Here is a 16105-nt window from a genome sequence, read left to right on the forward strand (position 1 = left end):
GCGTTGCGTGATGAAATGTATAAATGTGATGCGAAATTAGATGCGCTATAATCCTCCTGAACGTAAATAAGGAGAATATAATGGAAGTGGATTATATGTTGATTGGTTACGGAATGGACGGGCAGATACACAGAGATGAGTATCCAAAAAATAATATACGGATTATTGAACCTATAGTATCAAGGTCTGACTCTGGTCATCATGGCGGACCAATAAAAACATTTGAAGTTGATACGGTAACTTTCAATGGTAGAAAATATGCCATTGGCACCAGTCGAAGCACTAATAGCGATGAAGTTTTTCGCTTGATTGATAGCTCTGGAGTCTCGCCAATTCCGGAATAAATTCAAATAAACGCGTCACTATATCAATGAGCCTCGCTAAATGCGGGGTTTTTTATTGCCTAAAAATGGACTCTCAGTAAACGGATTTCATTATCTGGAGACTCACTATGTGTGACGAAATCGATCAAGCCCAAAACCTTGAATTACTCAACATTGAAATCGGAATAGCTAATCACAAGCCAACAATGACGTTTACCGGATTTTGCCATTTTGCAGAGTGTCGCCGGAAAATTCACGAGGGCATGTTCTGAGACCGACAGAGCAATCGCACGAATAATACAGAGGCAAGACCATGAGAAACAACACGACGCAAAAAAAAATAGCCGCCCTCCATAAGGCTCAACCCAACTCATTGAAAATCAGTCTCAAAGAATGGAATGAGCAACAGCCACGAAAACGATGCATGGAAACAGTGAGGCGCTGGGCGCGCGCTGGCATGCTTTACCCTGCACCGGAGTTTGACGGATATGAGTACCTGATAGATTCTGCGGCCGTAAAGCATGATCCCCGCAACTCCCAGAAAATAAACATAGTAAGCCTCATGGAGAGAGTTAATGGGCCGACCACGCAATCACGCCAATCGCGGGCTACCGCCAAACTTATACGTAAGAAATAACGGCTATTACTGCTACCGAGACCCAAGGACGGGTAAGGAGTACGGGGTTGGCATTGATAAACGCGAGGCTATCAATCAAGCCGTAGAAGCAAATATGCAATTAATATACCCGGACATAATAAAACTAGTTGATCGAATAAACGCTGAAAACACAATGACATTTCATGAATGGCTAGATCGCTATTATGAAATTGTTAATACCAGGGGATTAAAGAAAAGCACACTTGTAAATTATAAAAGCTGGATAGGTATTTTTAGAACATCATTCAATAATTCCAGTTTAGCCAGCATAACAACAAAAGATATTGCTGGATTTATTAACACTCAAGTAAATCAAGGCAAGTCTGCCAGTGCAAAATTAATGCGGGGTGCATTGCTTGACCTATTTCGAGAGGCAATCTCCGAAGGTCATATTAATGCTAACCCGGTCGAAGCAACAAGAACCCCAAAGGTTGAAGTCATGCGATCCAGACTGACATTAGAAAACTATAAAATAATCAGATATTCAGCCAATGAGCTACCTCCGTGGGCTGGGCTAAGTATGGACTTAGCACTTATAACCGGGCAGCGACTTGGTGATATATGCAAACTGAAATGGGAAGATATTCACGATGATAAATTATGGATAATACAGAGGAAGACACAAGCAAAATTATCAATACCTTTATCAATAAGCATCAACGGTATCGATTTGCGATCAGTGATCGATAAATGCAAATCGCTGTTTGGTAATACAGATTTTGTACTTTCAACAAATAGAGGGGGATTTGTAGCTGAGAGGACTATGACAGAGGGGTTTATGAATGCGCGCCTGAAGTCTGGACTTCAATGGAAAGGAACACCGCCATCTTTTCATGAGATAAGAAGTTTATCCGCAAGACTGTATACTGACGCCAAAGGTGGCGAGTTCGCCCAACATTTATTAGGCCACAAATCAGCACAGATGACCGCTAAGTATCAAGATAGCCGTGGTAGTGAGTGGGATGATATTACTATATGATTGTGACCTTATTTTGATTGATAATGACTTATCAATTTTAACCTTTTGATTTTAAAGGGATATTATAATGCGCTTATTTCTTGCTAAAGGACGTGAAAAATCCTTACTTCGTCGCCACCCATGGATTTTCTCTGGGGCGGTTCAACGCCTTGAAGGTGATGCACTTCCCGGTGAAACCATAGATATCCTTGATAGTCAGGGAAAATGGTTGGCCCGTGCCGCCTACTCGCCTGAATCACAAATTTTGGCACGAGTCTGGACGTTCAAACAAGATGAGGTTATAGACTGCGCATTCTTTATTCGCCGCCTACAACAAGCCCAGAATTGGCGAGATTGGCTGGCACAGCGTGATGGCCTTGATGGCTACCGCCTGATTGCCGGTGAATCTGATGGCCTTCCGGGCATTACTATTGACCGTTTCCAGAATTTCCTGGTGCTACAGTTACTTTCTGCCGGTGCCGAATATCAACGTGAAACGTTGGTCAGTGCGTTACAACATTGCTATCCAGAATGTTCGATTTATGATCGTTCCGATGTTTCTGTCCGTAAAAAAGAAGGTTTGCCACTGACTCAAGGCCTTGTCTGTGGCGAAATGCCACCAGCCCTGCTGCCGATTAGCGAAAATGGCATGCAACTCTTCGTTGATATCCAGCAAGGTCATAAAACTGGTTTCTATTTAGATCAACGCGATAGCCGCTTAGCGGCCCGTAATTATGCCAATGGCCGCCGTGTTCTGAACTGCTTCTCATATACGGGAGCTTTTGCTGTCGCTGCGTTGATGGGCAATTGCCAACAGGTCATTAGTGTTGATACATCACAATCCGTGTTAGATATTGCGAAACAAAACATTGAGCTTAACCAGTTGGACCTGAGCAAAACGGAGTTTGTCCGTGACGATGTATTCCAATTGTTGCGTAGCTATCGCGCTCAAGGGGAAAAATTCGACATGATCATTATGGATCCACCTAAATTTGTTGAGAATAAAAGCCAATTAGCCAGTGCATGCCGTGGCTATAAGGATATCAATATGTTGGCGATTCAATTATTGCGCCCTGGTGGTATCTTGCTCAGTTTCTCTTGTTCAGGTTTGATGCCAGTCGACTTATTCCAGAAAATTTTGGCCGATGCCGCGTTAGATGCAGGCCATGACATACAGTTTATAGAGCAGTTCCGCCAAGCTGCAGATCACCCGGTTATTGCGGCTTATCCAGAAGGATTATATCTAAAAGGATTCGCGTGTCGGGTAATGTAACTTGAAATATCCTGCGACACCCTCATATATAAGACAGCGAAAAGTTCTCGGGAGGTTATCATGATCGCCAGCAAATTCGGTATAGGCCAGCAGGTTCGCCACAGCCTGCACGGGTATTTGGGAGTGGTGATTGATATCGATCCTGAATATTCTCTTGCACCTCCTGAACCTGATGAGGTTGCAAACAACAAGATCTTACGTTCATCACCTTGGTATCATGTGGTAATAGAAGATGACGATGGGCAGCCGGTACATACCTATCTGGCTGAAGCGCAACTGACTTATGAAGATGTGGATGCACACCCAGAGCAACCTTCATTAGATGAACTTGCGGCCTCGATCCGCCACCAGTTGCAGGCTCCGCACCTACGTAACTGAGCCATGTTAGTGAATATCAAACCGGTGTTGATTGCCTGGTTAATGACATAACTCGCCACCCTGTGAGCAACGCGCTGACAGGGTGTTTTTTAGAAAGCCCAGAGTCGGTACATTGGACGTCACCCTTTTTCTAATCCCAAGCGGGGAAGCTCAATCTTAGGGCAGCGATCCATCACTACCTGCAACCCTGCATCGGCAGCCAATATGGCAGCTTGTTCATTAATAACACCTAGTTGTAGCCACAGCACCTTAGCACCAATAGCAATGGCATCCTGTGCAATGCCATATGCAGCATCAGAATTACGAAACACATCTACCATATCAATAGCATGTGGGATATCGGCTAATTCAGCATAAACCAACTGACCAAGCAGCAATTCTCCTGCCAGTTTAGGATTGACTGGTGTGACCTGATACCCCTGCTGTAGCAGATACACCATAACACGATAGCTGGCCCGTGATGGGGCATCACTCGCTCCAACTAATGCTATGGTTTTTACCTTTTTGAGTATGTCAGCGATATATTTATCATGCATTATTCAGTTCCTCTGATTCGCTAAAAGAATATTCCAAACCCTTCACTTTCGATGGATTAACTAATATTAGCGAGTTTCCTAAGTGTACATCATGTAAAAAGAATCGATAAAAATACCATCTAATTGATTTGATTGAATAGTTGTAGATATTATTACCACCAAATTGTTTTTATTCTTAAAATTCATTAAGATAAAACAACACCCCCATCCAGAATGATCCGAGTAGTAAACAAATACAATGGATTGGAAAGACTTTGACACATGATCTGGCTTACCTGACAATGTAAGCGGGTATCACCTTAAGGAGTAACACATGAAACTTGGTCTGGTTGCAGGGATGTTAGCCGTCTGCTTTAGTTTTTCGTCTGTCGCGATGACATTAAAACTCACGCCAGAAATTGAGCTACTCGTCGTCGATGGCAAAAATATGTCTGGCTCCTTATTGAAAGGTGCCGATAGTTTGGAATTAAACAGTGGTATGCATCAGATTCTGTTTAAAGTGATAAAGCCGCTACCTACAGACCCCTTAGCTCTTTATTCTTCGCCGCCATTAATCGTGGTATTTAATGCTCATAATACTCGGTCAGTTGCCATAAAATTACCGGCAATTAACACCCTGCGAGATGGACATCAATTCTCCAAAAATCCTTTATATCAACTTATTGGTGATAATGGGCACCCGTTATCTGTACGCCACGATGTTTTACACCAAGACCTTCTAAAGAATAGTACGACTCTTGAAACAGTAATGGCGGCATATAATGTTGGGAAATACAACGCATCCGTCCCCGCGTTCGCGGCAATCCCGCCCTCACCGGTGAGTGCAGTGCCCGGTACGACGATTCCGGTTGCTGGCGTCAATACCCCACATAAAACGGCCAGTTTGCAAGGTGAAAACGTCACCGAACAAATGCTGCAATATTGGTTCTTGCAAGCAAATCCGGAAACCCAAAAACGTTTCCTTATATGGGCAAAAAAACAACCTATCCACTAAAAAATGTGCCACCTATTAGCGTGTTAACCTCTGTCATCGGCACCATTTCCCCCAGAGCCGTGTTTAATCATCAGGTTATGCCTACTTTCTCGCATTTCTTTGTGCTGCTACTATGCACAAAATCACCATTTCAGTAATCTGTCAGTAAACCTATTGGCTATTACTGAAGGATATCTTGATGGAACTTACTACCCGCACTATTGCGGCTCGCAAACACATTGCCCTTGTTTCCCATGATCACTGTAAGAAATCACTGCTCGCATGGGTGATGGAAAACAGAGATCTACTGGCACAGCACGAGCTCTATGCCACAGGGACCACAGGTAATTTAGTGCAGAATGCGACAGGTATTGATGTGCACTGTTTACTCAGTGGCCCGATGGGCGGTGATCAGGAAGTGGGTGCGCTGATATCTGAGAAGAAGATAGATATCCTGATTTTCTTCTGGGATCCGCTCAATGCAGTTCCACATGACCCAGATGTGAAAGCCCTGCTGCGCCTGGCAACAGTATGGAATATTCCGGTAGCGACTAACCGCTCTACTGCAGATTTCTTAATTGGCTCTGCCTTGTTTAGTAACGAAGTCACCATCGCCATCCCTGATTATGACCATTACATGCAACAGCGCCTGAAATAGGCAACTCACCCGGTGGCTCAACCACCGGGTTTAGTATTGAGACATCGCATTTATTATGTTGACTAGGGCTTGCGTTGCACCAGGGCACCTAATTCACTGAGTTGAGAAACAAAAACAGACGGCCGTGCCGTGTCTTGTAGTAACCACACTTGATGCTTAGCACGCGTTATCGCGACATAAAGCAAACGCCGCTCTTCCGCATCAGGGAAATCTTCGGGAGGAGGCAGCAACACATCTTCCAGTACAGATTCCCGCGCTGCGGCTGGGAACCCATCATTGCCCTCATGTAAGCCAACGATAATGACATAATCAGCCTGCTGCCCCTTGCTGGCATGAATGGTCATAAAATCGACAGTCAACTTTGGCCACCGCGTCGTGGCTTTTTGCAAAACTTCGGGGCGTAAATGATGGTAACGCGCCAATATCAGGATACGTTCGCCTTCCTTAACAAAGCCGCTTAATTTATCCAATAAGGTATCCAACTGCGTATCGGGTAAGATCATCACCGATTTTTTATTACCCTTACTCAAGCTGTTAAGTGGTTTCTTCAGTTGATAAGGGTTTTGCTGAATAAACCGGTTCGCAATATCACCAATCCGATCGTTAAAGCGGTAAGTCGTATCCAGTGCACATTCAGCCCCTTCACCAAAATGCTCACTAAAAGCCGTTGTCAGCGAAAGCTCAGCACCACTGAAGCGGTAAATAGCCTGCCAATCATCGCCAACCGCAAACAGGCAAGTTTGCTTATTCTGTTTACGCAGTGCCGCGAGTAACATCGCCCTTTGTGGTGAGATATCCTGGAACTCATCAACCAAAACATGCTTCCATGGGCTGACAAAGCGCCCTTTCTCCAGCAAGTTAACCGCCTGATGAATCAACCCAGAAAAATCGACGGCCCCCTCATCTTTCAATGCCGTTTTCCATGCTTTTAGTAACGGTGCCATTAAACGGATACGCTTCTGAAACAGATCACGCACCTCATCATTCGCTTGCTCAATCATTTCAGCCTGACTGCCACCGTGCATACGCATCAAACCTACCCAGCGTTCAAGACGACTTGCCAGCCTCGCAGCCAACCGTTTGTCCTGCCAGAAATCGCCGTCAGCAACGTCCCACGCCAACTCATCAGTTAACCACTCTCGCCACCCTTTGGCCTGTGCTTTCTTCTCACTACACTGTTGTTGCCAATGTTTAATTAGCAACGCCCTTCTGGCCTGGCTGTCAGACTCAAGCTTGCTGATAACCGGTGTTTTGCGGCTACCTTGCTGGATAATATGCAATGCCAGAGCATGAAAAGTTTTAGCTTGAATATCATCCACGCCCAGGCGTTGCTTAATACGGCTATTCATCTCATCGGCCGCCTGGCGACCAAATGCCAGCAATAAAATCTGCTCAGGCAGTGCCTCATTACGACGTAGCAACCAGCCAGCACGCGCCACCAGCACCGATGTTTTACCGCTACCGGCGCCTGCTAACACCAAAACTGAGTCTTCACCGTTAACCACCGCACGGCTTTGTGACGCATTAAGGGGCGAGGTTTCTACATTTTGGAAAAAATCTTGATACTCCTCCAACATACGGGCTGTCCATTGCTGATTACATCGTTCAACACTGTAACGACCTTGCTGTAACCAACGCAGGCAAAATTCATAATCTGCTCGACAGGATTCAAACGCCACTAAGCGTTCTACTGGCATTGGCAAGGCACCGAATGCCTCGCGGATCATGACTTGTATCTGGCCTAATTCACTGCGTTTAAACCATTTATCCTGCTGTTCAATTCGCTTAATTGACTCCACTTGTTTATGCAGCACCTCGGCACAAACCTGGCTCATCTCTTCACTCCATTGCTGCCATACCCTCAGCAAGTAATGATAGAAATGTTGTGTTTCCTGCCATTCAGTACCGTGCAACCGTACAACTTTCTGCTGCGGCAACTCAAATTCAAGCTCGCCCCAAACGATACCTCGTTTACACTGAATACTAACCAGTTGGTTAAAAGGGATTAGGTATTGATGTTTATCACCGCATACTTCGATGCCTGCATTCAGCAAGCGGACCCGGTTATAGGGGTGCTGAGACAGATGTTTGCCAAAAGATGTCGCTTTAAGTTCCATATCTGCGCGCCATAACCCATATCAAGTGAATTGAAGTAACATGATGGAGTGTAAATAAAATAATTGAGTTTAAACAACAGGTATCCGATAGTTGGCAACAGAAACTAACCTGTATTGAGAGTGTGAATGGTTAGCATATGCTATCACTCAGCCACATTGCGGTTTTTTCACTCACCGAGGAAAACTCATTATTATGCGTACTGTATTGAATGTTCTTAACTTTGTTTTAGGTGGTTTTTTCACGACGCTAGGCTGGCTATTAGCAACGTTGGTCAGTGTCATCTTGATCTTTACCTTACCATTAACCCGCTCTTGCTGGGAAATTACCAAATTATCACTCCTTCCTTATGGTAACGAAGCGATCCACGTCAATGAATTATATCCAGAAAAAAGTAATGCGCTGTTCACCGCAGGAGGGGCTTTACTGAATATTGTTTGGTTTATATTATTTGGCTGGTGGTTATGTTTATCTCATATAGCTGCGGGGATTGTGCAGTGTATGACCATAATTGGTATTCCGGTAGGCATCACCAATTTTAAAATTGCTGCCATCGCCTTATGGCCAGTTGGCCGTCGAGTTGTTTCGGTAGAAGTGGCGCAGCAAGCCAGAGTGGCTAATGCTCAACGCCAGCATCGGTAACACTGAATTTTTCTGTTTTAGAGGTTTTTGTGTTCACTTTCGTCACTGATTTACGCCGTTATGCATACAACAGTAGCCTGCTTTATCATGCCCGTATTTTTATCGCTTTGGCGGGAGTAACGGCAGTCCCATGGTGGATTGAGCAACCAAAACTGACTATCCCATTAACATTAGGGGTCGTTGCCGCAGCACTGACAGACCTTGATGACCGCCTAACCGGGCGGTTACGTAACTTATTAATTACGCTAATTTGTTTCTTTGTAGCATCATCTTCAATTGAGTTGCTATTTCCTTACCCATGGTTTTTTGCTCTCGGTCTGACCTTATCAACCTGTGGCTTCACGCTGCTAGGTGCATTAGGGCAGCGCTATGCCACTATTGCTTTCGGCGCGTTGCTCATCGCTATTTACACTATGCTAGGTGCCTCTATGTACCCTACCTGGTACCAGCAACCACTCTTACTGATATCAGGTGCCGTTTGGTATAACGTACTCACGTTGTTCGGCCATCTTATTTTCCCGATCCGTCCCTTACAGGATAATTTAGCCCGTTGTTATCAACAGTTGGCTCATTATTTGGAAGCAAAGGCCAATTTGTTTGATCCTGATATTGAATCTGATATTAACCAGCCCTTAATCGACGTGGCGATGGTCAACAGTACATTAGTAGCCACCTTGAATCAGGCCAAAGCCTCACTCGTGACCCGACTAAAAGGTGACCGTGGTCAACGAGGCACTCGCCGGACACTTCACTATTATTTTGTTGCGCAAGATATCCATGAGCGAGCCAGTTCATCCCATTTTCAATATCAGGTTCTGCGAGAAAAATTCCGTTACAGTGATGTGCTATTCAGATTTCAGCGTTTACTGAGTATGCAAGCCAAAGCCTGTACCCAACTTTCCCAGTCCATTCTGATGCATCAAAAATACCAACATGACCCACATTTCGAACGGGCATTTACGTTCTTAGATGCCGCACTGGCCAGAGAACTGGCTCATCACGAAAATACTCAGCAAGTTAAGGCACTTTCCTACTTGCTAAAAAATTTGCGGGCCATTGATGCACAACTGGCTGGGATAGAGTCAGAGCAAGCCTTAGCACAAGACCCAACACCTGAGAACCGTTTGTCAGATGACCGCATCACTGGCTGGAGTGATATAAAACTACGAATCAGCCGCCATCTGACACCGCAATCAGCACTATTTCGCCATGCAATACGCATGTCTATTGTCTTGTGTGTGGGCTACGCATTCATTCAATTAACTGGGTTACGCCATGGTTATTGGATCTTGCTGACCAGCCTTTTTGTCTGCCAGCCAAACTATAGTGCAACCCGCCGCCGCCTTGCGTTACGAATTATCGGCACCTTAGCCGGTATCCTTGTCGGTTTGCCTATACTTTATTTCGTTCCTTCTATTGAAGGGCAACTCACCCTGATTGTGATCAGTGGTGTTCTGTTTTTTGCGTTCCGTAATGTCCAATATGCTCACGCGACGATGTTTATCACCCTACTAGTCTTATTGTGCTTTAACCTTTTGGGTGAAGGGTTTGAGGTGGCCGCACCACGGGTGTTTGATACCTTGTTGGGTTGTGCCATTGCTTGGGTAGCCGTCAGTTTTATCTGGCCTGACTGGAAATTCCGTCAACTGCCTACGGTGGTTAATAAAACATTTAATGCTAATTGCCGCTATCTGGATGCTATTTTGGCGCAATATCATCAAGGTAAGGACAATAGCTTGCTTTATCGGGTTGCCCGCCGTGATGCACATAATTGCGACGCTGAATTAGCGTCAGTTATTTCAAATATGTCAGCGGAACCCAAAAACGATAAAGAAACTCAGGAAGCGGCATTCCGCTTACTTTGCCTGAATCACACCATGTTGAGCTATATTTCTGCTCTGGGTGCCCATCGTGAAAAATTGACCAATAGCACCACGCTAAATTTGCTCAATGATGCTATTTGCTATATTGAGGGCACCCTGGCAAAAGAACAACCAGACAACGCCAGAATGGCAAGTGCGTTGGCTGAGTTATCCAACCGGCTACAGCACTGTCATCCAGAACCAGAAAGCAGAGACCTATTAGTCTTACAACAAATCGGTTTGCTGCTTGAACTGCTACCGGAACTCAGCGAATTAAATAAACGTATTAGTCAGCCAGCATAAGGTCCCCAAGGGCCACCCACCGTGGCCCGTTATACGGTTTCATACGATTATACTGACCCATACCATTATGCCGTTTCATATGATGGCGTCTTTGCTGGATGGATGTGTTTTTCAAACCATTCGATAAGCTCACTGCGCATCATTAAAGGCAAAGCAGCATAATGATAGCCACTGATAGCCCCCGCCAAAGCCAGCAATATATTGATCCCAAGAGAGCGCCTTAGCGCCCGTAATTTCAAGTAGCAACATTTAGCGCCTTCAAGGCGTAATTCAGTCGCATTCTTTATACCCACCTTCCATAATAGCCGTTCAAGGCTGGCACTAAGATTAGGCAAATCCTTCAGACGAACCACCGGGCCTTTCTTACTTAGAACATCGATTTTCGCGCCCTCATAAGCCTGCCGGACAAAATGATGTAATCTGAGTCCATCATTCCATAATGAAGCATCAACCCATAATGAAGCATCAACTCGATAATAACGTAGTAAGACAGGTAACCCACGTTTCGCATACACAAGGTTAGCCATTCCGCTGGCACGGAATAAATCCTCAACATTATCGTTAGCTCGCAAATAAAGCTCACCTTCCGAAACAACAGCGAACATGATGCTGTTAACCAATAGGCCATAGCCCCCAAATTGGGAACGAATTGTTATCTGCCCCAGAAAACCAAAACGAACTTGTGCTTGAGCGATCCTTTTTTCTGACATGATTTTCATGACTACTCCTTTAGTAAAAATCCTAACCAATGTCCCTATCTTGTAGCAATAAGTGTAAGAGGAACAACTAATTGCAAAAATACGCAATATGGATTACGTAGCCAAACATAAAATGGATTTACATGTATTTGCATCACAATTATGCGAAGCGTCTTATAAAATTTAGTTGATCTTCGATTAAACAGTGACTACTGTATATACATACAGCACACTACAGGCGGGTTCATAATGCGTACTCAATCACTTAAACCTTATCATGCTAATTATCATTCTCTTACTACCAACGATTCTCCAGCAAGAGTTGATGCCCCAACCGATAGCGGCCTTATCAGTGAATTTGTTTACAGTGAAAATCAGCCCGTAGTAACACAATTATTACTTCCTTTATTACAGCAAGTTAGTAAACAATCTCGTTGGCTTTTATGGCTCACCCCACAACAGAAATTAAGCCGTTCGTGGTTAAAGCAATCAGGGCTGCCCATCAATAAAGTTGTGCAACTCAGGCAGATCAATCCATTATCGACCGTTGAGGCGATGGAAAAAGCATTATTAACCGGTAATTACAGTGTTGTTCTCGGCTGGTTACCGGAATTGACGGAAGACGATCGTATCAAACTACGTTTAGCCGCGAAGTTAGGAAATGCTTATGGGTTTGTTATGCGCCCATTGAATGACACAAAAGTGGGTTCAGGACAGTGCGCCACGTTAAAAATTCATTCTTATTTGTATCATTAAGTGAATTTAGGATTTATCCCATGAATAATTGCAATATTCAGAATTTAGCCCTGAAGAAGTGGCATAAAGCGAGTCAGAATGCGGCTTGCCGAATAAAATAATGCCTCATAAAATGCTATTTACACCTTTAAATCGTTAAAATTCATATAGAGTTATGCGTTTTTTTAAGGCGGTTTACTACATCACACTTGTAACTTTCTCGCCACGTTGTAGACTTTACATCGCCAAGGTTGCTCTAAAATGCCAAATCATACAGGCAACGTAATTAACGGGAGCGTAAAAACCTTGGCGAAGAATTTTAACCAAGGGCTTAGCTTTGAAAGCTCATTGCCTATTTGGATGATAACGAGGCGTAAAATGAAAAAGACAGCTATCGCATTAGCAGTGGCACTGGTAGGTTTCGCTACAGTAGCGCAAGCCGCACCAAAAGATAACACCTGGTACACAGGTGGTAAATTGGGTTGGTCTCAGTATCAAGATACTGGTTCTATCATCAATAACGATGGTCCAACTCATAAAGATCAGCTGGGTGCCGGTGCGTTCTTCGGTTACCAAGCAAATCAGTACCTGGGCTTTGAGATGGGATACGACTGGCTTGGCCGTATGCCTTACAAAGGCGACATCAATAATGGCGCTTTCAAGGCTCAAGGCGTTCAGTTAGCAGCTAAACTGAGCTACCCAGTAGCACAAGACCTTGACGTATATACCCGTCTGGGTGGTTTAGTATGGCGTGCAGATGCTAAAGGCTCCTTCGATGGTGGTCTTGACCGTGCTAGCGGCCATGATACCGGTGTTTCTCCATTGGTAGCTCTGGGTGCTGAATACGCATGGACCAAAAACTGGGCAACCCGTATGGAATACCAGTGGGTTAACAACATCGGTGACCGTGAAACCGTTGGTGCTCGTCCAGACAACGGCCTCCTGAGTGTTGGTGTTTCTTACCGCTTTGGTCAGGAAGATGCAGCAGCGCCAATCGTTGCTCCAACACCTGCTCCAGCGCCAATTGTTGACACTAAGCGTTTCACATTAAAATCTGATGTGCTGTTTGGTTTCAACAAAGCAAACCTGAAGCCAGAAGGCCAGCAAGCTCTGGACCAACTGTACGCACAACTGAGCTCTATCGATCCTAAAGACGGTTCTGTCGTTGTTCTGGGCTTTGCTGACCGTATCGGTCAACCAGCGCCTAACTTAGCTCTGTCTCAGCGTCGTGCTGACAGCGTGCGTGATTACCTGGTTTCTAAAGGTATCCCTGCTGACAAAATCACTGCTCGCGGTGAAGGTCAAGCAAACCCGGTTACAGGCAACACCTGTGACAACGTGAAACCACGTGCTGCTCTGATTGAGTGCCTGGCACCAGATCGTCGTGTTGAGATCGAAGTGAAAGGCTACAAAGAAGTTGTGACTCAGCCACAGGCTTAAGTTACCTTCTTTCGTGAAAAACCCCGCTATGCGGGGTTTTTTTTATCCTGTGAGTTAGCCAAAAGCTTACTGAATCGCTTATCTTGGTTTCACCAGATAACACTTAAACTTCTTTATCTAAAATATCTTTCAAGTCCTGCTTCAAAGAAGACATCTGGCTGGCATATTTCTCTTTCCGCTCAGCATCTTCAATCAACTGAACCACAGTATCTGAAAGCGTATTACCACGCCGCCTGGCTAATACCGCCAATCGCTGCCAAACCAAAAACTCCAGGTCGATCGACTTCTTACGCGTATGCTGGTGCTCGGCATTAAAGTGGCGCTTACGGCGGGCACGAATAGTCTGTTTCATTCTGGTCGCCAGATTGACATTCATATGCACGTCAATCCACTCTTGTACTTTCACTGGTTCATTTTCCAGTTTCATCAGTTGCTCTACTGCATCTTGAGCGGCACTGTTTTCAATATGGCGGGTAATGGCTTCACCTTCACGGTGTTTTTTGACCAAATACGCCCATTTCCAACCACTCTCAAGATTTTCCAGCTGTTGATATTTCATCGTGAGCTCTTCAGTGACCGTGTAACTTAAGTCAAGCATAACAGCTTTACACAGAATTTCACCCTGCTAAACACGCATTATTAGCTTGTTTTTTGTACGGAATACACAACATATCGGACTCCTTACCACCAAGAGCCACTCTACGTATATGCAGCCTGCTTTATTCTTGTATAATCGCCCTTTCCCTTTTTGACGATTGCATCTATCACTTTGACCAATAACCGACTCGAATGGCAGTCACTGCTGCCGAACACAACGCCATATGAAGCGTTATTTGCTACTGCCTCCCAATTGGAGCCTGTTGCTTTCGCAGCCTATCAGCCCCGGTTAGAGAATGGGATGACGCTGTTCTGTCATCCACAATCTCAACCGCGGTTTATGCTAATCAAAGCACAGGAAAGTACCGACTATCTGGCATTGATCGCACAAGCGGTTAAAGAGCTACAACCGGAGGCCTCCAACCTGCTTGGTGGAGATTATCTGGTCCATGGCCACCAAGTCACCTGGCAAGCAGCACAGCACGGTAACGAACGGTTTGCAGCGCAATCAACCTGTCTCTATCAAGAATGGGTCGAACCGGAACAGTTGTTTGGCTGTGTCAGGGTGTATAAAGATCAAATTACGCTGCAACCGGGTTTGGTTCATCAGGTAAATGGTGGTGTATTGATCTTGTCGGTACGGGCCTTGCAAGCTCAGCCATTGATGTGGCTGCGTTTGAAGCAAATGATAGTTCAACAACGCTTTGATTGGCTCTCTACCGATGAAACCCGCCCGTTGCCAGTACATATTCCTTCCATGCCACTCGACCTGCGTTTGATACTGGTTGGTGACCGTTTAGGGCTTGCCGATTTTCATGATATGGAACCCGAGCTGGGTGATCTGGCGATTTATGGTGAGTTCGAGGCAGAACTCCCCCTGGTAGATATCGAAGGCATGGCTCTATGGTGCGGTTACATCAACACCCTATTGCAGCAAAAGCAGCTACCGGCCTTATCTGCCGATGCCTGGCCGGTCCTGTTCCGCCAAGCCGTCCGTTACAGTGGTGACCAAGGCAGTCTGCCGCTCTGCCCGCAATGGCTTACCCAGCAGCTAGCAGAAGCGGCGCTTTATGCGGAAAATGACACAATCTCAGCCAACGCGCTAGAAGCGGCGCTGAATGCCCGAGATTGGCGACAAAATTATCTTGCCGAGCGGATGCAAGATGAGATCGAGCTGGGGCAAATTCTGGTTGAGACTGAAGGGCAAGTCGTTGGTCAAATTAATGCCTTATCCGTGCTGGAATATCCCGGTCACCCGCACGCGTTTGGAGAACCCGCACGGATCAGTTGTGTGGTTCATTTGGGCGATGGCGAATTTGTTGACGTTGAACGTAAAGCGGAATTGGGCGGTAATATTCATGCTAAAGGCATGATGATTATGCAGGCATTCTTGATGTCTGAATTAGAACTTGATCAGCCGCTGCCATTCTCCGCATCCATCGTGTTTGAGCAATCCTATGGTGAGGTTGATGGCGATAGTGCATCACTAGCAGAGCTTTGTGCGCTAGTCAGTGCCCTTTCACAGCAGCCTATCAATCAGCAACTTGCGGTTACAGGCTCCGTTGACCAATTTGGTAATGTACAACCTATTGGTGGCGTGAACGAAAAGATTGAAGGTTTCTTCGAGACTTGCCAACGCCGTGGTCTGACGGGCAATCAGGGGGTGATTTTACCTACCACGAATGTTCGTCACTTGTGCCTGAATCAGGCAGTGGTTGAAGCGGTACAGAAAGGTCAATTCCACCTGTGGGCTGTCGATACCGTGGCTGAAGCGCTACCATTATTGACTGGGGTCACTTATGACGATGAGCAGCAACCCAGCCTGTTAGGCGCTATTCAGGAACGTATCGCACAGATAAACCCACAGGATAGACGCCGCTGGCCATGGCCATTACGCTGGCTAAACTGGTTCAACCAGGGCTAATCAGACTTGCTCAGCGTACAGCTGTACGCTAT

16 protein-coding genes are annotated in these 16105 nt (G+C 45.5%); 12 read left to right on the forward strand and 4 right to left on the reverse strand.

Features of this window, described 5'->3' with window-relative positions:
• Window positions 1–80 precede the first annotated feature (80 nt).
• The 5 genes from AC971_RS00005 (at window position 81) to hspQ (ending at window position 3590) form a co-directional block, all read left to right on the forward strand.
• Window positions 81–344: a hypothetical protein gene (locus tag AC971_RS00005; protein ID WP_025383358.1), complete on the forward strand. Its 264-nt coding sequence runs from the start codon at window positions 81–83 to the stop codon at window positions 342–344.
• A 292-nt stretch (window positions 345–636) separates the two neighbouring features.
• On the forward strand, window positions 637–960 hold the full coding sequence (locus tag AC971_RS00010) for an excisionase (RefSeq protein ID WP_048677086.1): 324 nt from the start codon (window positions 637–639) through the stop codon (window positions 958–960).
• Window positions 899–1960 carry a tyrosine-type recombinase/integrase gene (locus AC971_RS00015; RefSeq protein ID WP_025383356.1) on the forward strand — a complete coding sequence of 354 codons (1062 nt, stop codon included), beginning with the start codon at window positions 899–901 and terminating at the stop codon, window positions 1958–1960. The genes AC971_RS00010 and AC971_RS00015 overlap by 62 nt, the downstream gene beginning before the upstream one ends.
• Before the next feature lie 61 nt (window positions 1961–2021).
• Window positions 2022–3212 carry a 23S rRNA (cytosine(1962)-C(5))-methyltransferase RlmI gene (rlmI, locus tag AC971_RS00020; protein ID WP_025383355.1) on the forward strand — a complete coding sequence of 397 codons (1191 nt, stop codon included), beginning with the start codon at window positions 2022–2024 and terminating at the stop codon, window positions 3210–3212.
• A 60-nt stretch (window positions 3213–3272) separates the two neighbouring features.
• Window positions 3273–3590 (forward strand): heat shock protein HspQ, encoded by a 318-nt coding sequence (hspQ, locus tag AC971_RS00025; RefSeq protein WP_025383354.1) that lies wholly within the window; start codon window positions 3273–3275, stop codon window positions 3588–3590.
• A 119-nt stretch (window positions 3591–3709) separates the two neighbouring features.
• Here hspQ and AC971_RS00030 read toward each other — a convergent pair whose 3' ends face one another.
• Window positions 3710–4126: a CoA-binding protein gene (locus AC971_RS00030; RefSeq protein WP_025383353.1), complete on the reverse strand. Its 417-nt coding sequence runs from the start codon at window positions 4124–4126 to the stop codon at window positions 3710–3712.
• Window positions 4127–4439: 313 nt separating this feature from the next.
• On the opposite strand from AC971_RS00030, the gene AC971_RS00035 reads away from it, so the two are divergent.
• Window positions 4440–5120: a DUF2057 family protein gene (locus AC971_RS00035; protein WP_025383352.1), complete on the forward strand. Its 681-nt coding sequence runs from the start codon at window positions 4440–4442 to the stop codon at window positions 5118–5120.
• 178 nt (window positions 5121–5298) lie between these two features.
• Window positions 5299–5757: a methylglyoxal synthase gene (locus tag AC971_RS00040; RefSeq protein WP_025383351.1), complete on the forward strand. Its 459-nt coding sequence runs from the start codon at window positions 5299–5301 to the stop codon at window positions 5755–5757.
• 62 nt (window positions 5758–5819) lie between these two features.
• On the opposite strand, the gene helD is transcribed toward AC971_RS00040, so the two are convergent.
• Window positions 5820–7874, reverse strand: a complete 2055-nt coding sequence (gene helD / locus AC971_RS00045; RefSeq protein WP_025383350.1) for a DNA helicase IV — start codon at window positions 7872–7874, stop codon at window positions 5820–5822.
• Window positions 7875–8067: 193 nt separating this feature from the next.
• On the opposite strand from helD, the gene AC971_RS00050 reads away from it, so the two are divergent.
• Together AC971_RS00050 and yccS are read left to right on the forward strand one after the other, a co-directional pair.
• Window positions 8068–8514: a YccF domain-containing protein gene (locus AC971_RS00050; RefSeq protein ID WP_025383349.1), complete on the forward strand. Its 447-nt coding sequence runs from the start codon at window positions 8068–8070 to the stop codon at window positions 8512–8514.
• Between the two features lie 29 nt (window positions 8515–8543).
• A complete protein-coding gene (yccS, locus tag AC971_RS00055; RefSeq protein ID WP_025383348.1) occupies window positions 8544–10679 on the forward strand; it encodes a YccS family putative transporter in 2136 nt (711 codons plus the stop codon).
• Window positions 10680–10744: 65 nt separating this feature from the next.
• Here yccS and AC971_RS00060 read toward each other — a convergent pair whose 3' ends face one another.
• Entirely contained in the window at window positions 10745–11398 is a 654-nt protein-coding gene (locus AC971_RS00060; protein ID WP_025383347.1) for a TfoX/Sxy family DNA transformation protein, read from the reverse strand.
• A gap of 228 nt (window positions 11399–11626) precedes the next feature.
• Between AC971_RS00060 and sulA the strand changes: the two genes are divergently transcribed.
• Window positions 11627–12133, forward strand: a complete 507-nt coding sequence (gene sulA / locus AC971_RS00065; protein ID WP_025383346.1) for an SOS-induced cell division inhibitor SulA — start codon at window positions 11627–11629, stop codon at window positions 12131–12133.
• A 357-nt stretch (window positions 12134–12490) separates the two neighbouring features.
• Window positions 12491–13552, forward strand: a complete 1062-nt coding sequence (gene ompA / locus AC971_RS00070) for a porin OmpA (protein ID WP_002213066.1) — start codon at window positions 12491–12493, stop codon at window positions 13550–13552.
• Between the two features lie 103 nt (window positions 13553–13655).
• Here ompA and matP read toward each other — a convergent pair whose 3' ends face one another.
• Window positions 13656–14111 carry a macrodomain Ter protein MatP gene (gene matP, locus AC971_RS00075; protein ID WP_025383345.1) on the reverse strand — a complete coding sequence of 152 codons (456 nt, stop codon included), beginning with the start codon at window positions 14109–14111 and terminating at the stop codon, window positions 13656–13658.
• A gap of 210 nt (window positions 14112–14321) precedes the next feature.
• Here matP and AC971_RS00080 point away from each other — a divergent pair, with 210 nt between their 5' ends.
• Window positions 14322–16073, forward strand: a complete 1752-nt coding sequence (locus tag AC971_RS00080; protein ID WP_038402625.1) for an AAA family ATPase — start codon at window positions 14322–14324, stop codon at window positions 16071–16073.
• The last annotated feature ends 32 nt before the right edge of the window (window positions 16074–16105 follow it).

Origin of the sequence: Yersinia similis, assembly GCF_001053095.1 — a bacterium.
GTDB lineage: Bacteria > Pseudomonadota > Gammaproteobacteria > Enterobacterales > Enterobacteriaceae > Yersinia > Yersinia similis.

What these genes read in the sequence shown, in the direction of transcription:
- helD (WP_025383350.1), bottom strand. Translation starts at nt 7,874, where the DNA reads ATGGAACTTAAAGCGACATCTTTTGGCAAACATCTGTCTCAGCACCCC.
- AC971_RS00040 (WP_025383351.1), top strand. Translation starts at nt 5,299, where the DNA reads ATGGAACTTACTACCCGCACTATTGCGGCTCGCAAACACATTGCCCTT.
- hspQ (WP_025383354.1), top strand. Translation starts at nt 3,273, where the DNA reads ATGATCGCCAGCAAATTCGGTATAGGCCAGCAGGTTCGCCACAGCCTG.
- AC971_RS00005 (WP_025383358.1), top strand. Translation starts at nt 81, where the DNA reads ATGGAAGTGGATTATATGTTGATTGGTTACGGAATGGACGGGCAGATA.
- ompA (WP_002213066.1), top strand. Translation starts at nt 12,491, where the DNA reads ATGAAAAAGACAGCTATCGCATTAGCAGTGGCACTGGTAGGTTTCGCT.
- AC971_RS00015 (WP_025383356.1), top strand. Translation starts at nt 899, where the DNA reads ATGGGCCGACCACGCAATCACGCCAATCGCGGGCTACCGCCAAACTTA.
- AC971_RS00060 (WP_025383347.1), bottom strand. Translation starts at nt 11,398, where the DNA reads ATGAAAATCATGTCAGAAAAAAGGATCGCTCAAGCACAAGTTCGTTTT.
- matP (WP_025383345.1), bottom strand. Translation starts at nt 14,111, where the DNA reads ATGAAATATCAACAGCTGGAAAATCTTGAGAGTGGTTGGAAATGGGCG.
- AC971_RS00030 (WP_025383353.1), bottom strand. Translation starts at nt 4,126, where the DNA reads ATGCATGATAAATATATCGCTGACATACTCAAAAAGGTAAAAACCATA.
- AC971_RS00010 (WP_048677086.1), top strand. Translation starts at nt 637, where the DNA reads ATGAGAAACAACACGACGCAAAAAAAAATAGCCGCCCTCCATAAGGCT.
- AC971_RS00035 (WP_025383352.1), top strand. Translation starts at nt 4,440, where the DNA reads ATGAAACTTGGTCTGGTTGCAGGGATGTTAGCCGTCTGCTTTAGTTTT.
- sulA (WP_025383346.1), top strand. Translation starts at nt 11,627, where the DNA reads ATGCGTACTCAATCACTTAAACCTTATCATGCTAATTATCATTCTCTT.
- AC971_RS00050 (WP_025383349.1), top strand. Translation starts at nt 8,068, where the DNA reads ATGCGTACTGTATTGAATGTTCTTAACTTTGTTTTAGGTGGTTTTTTC.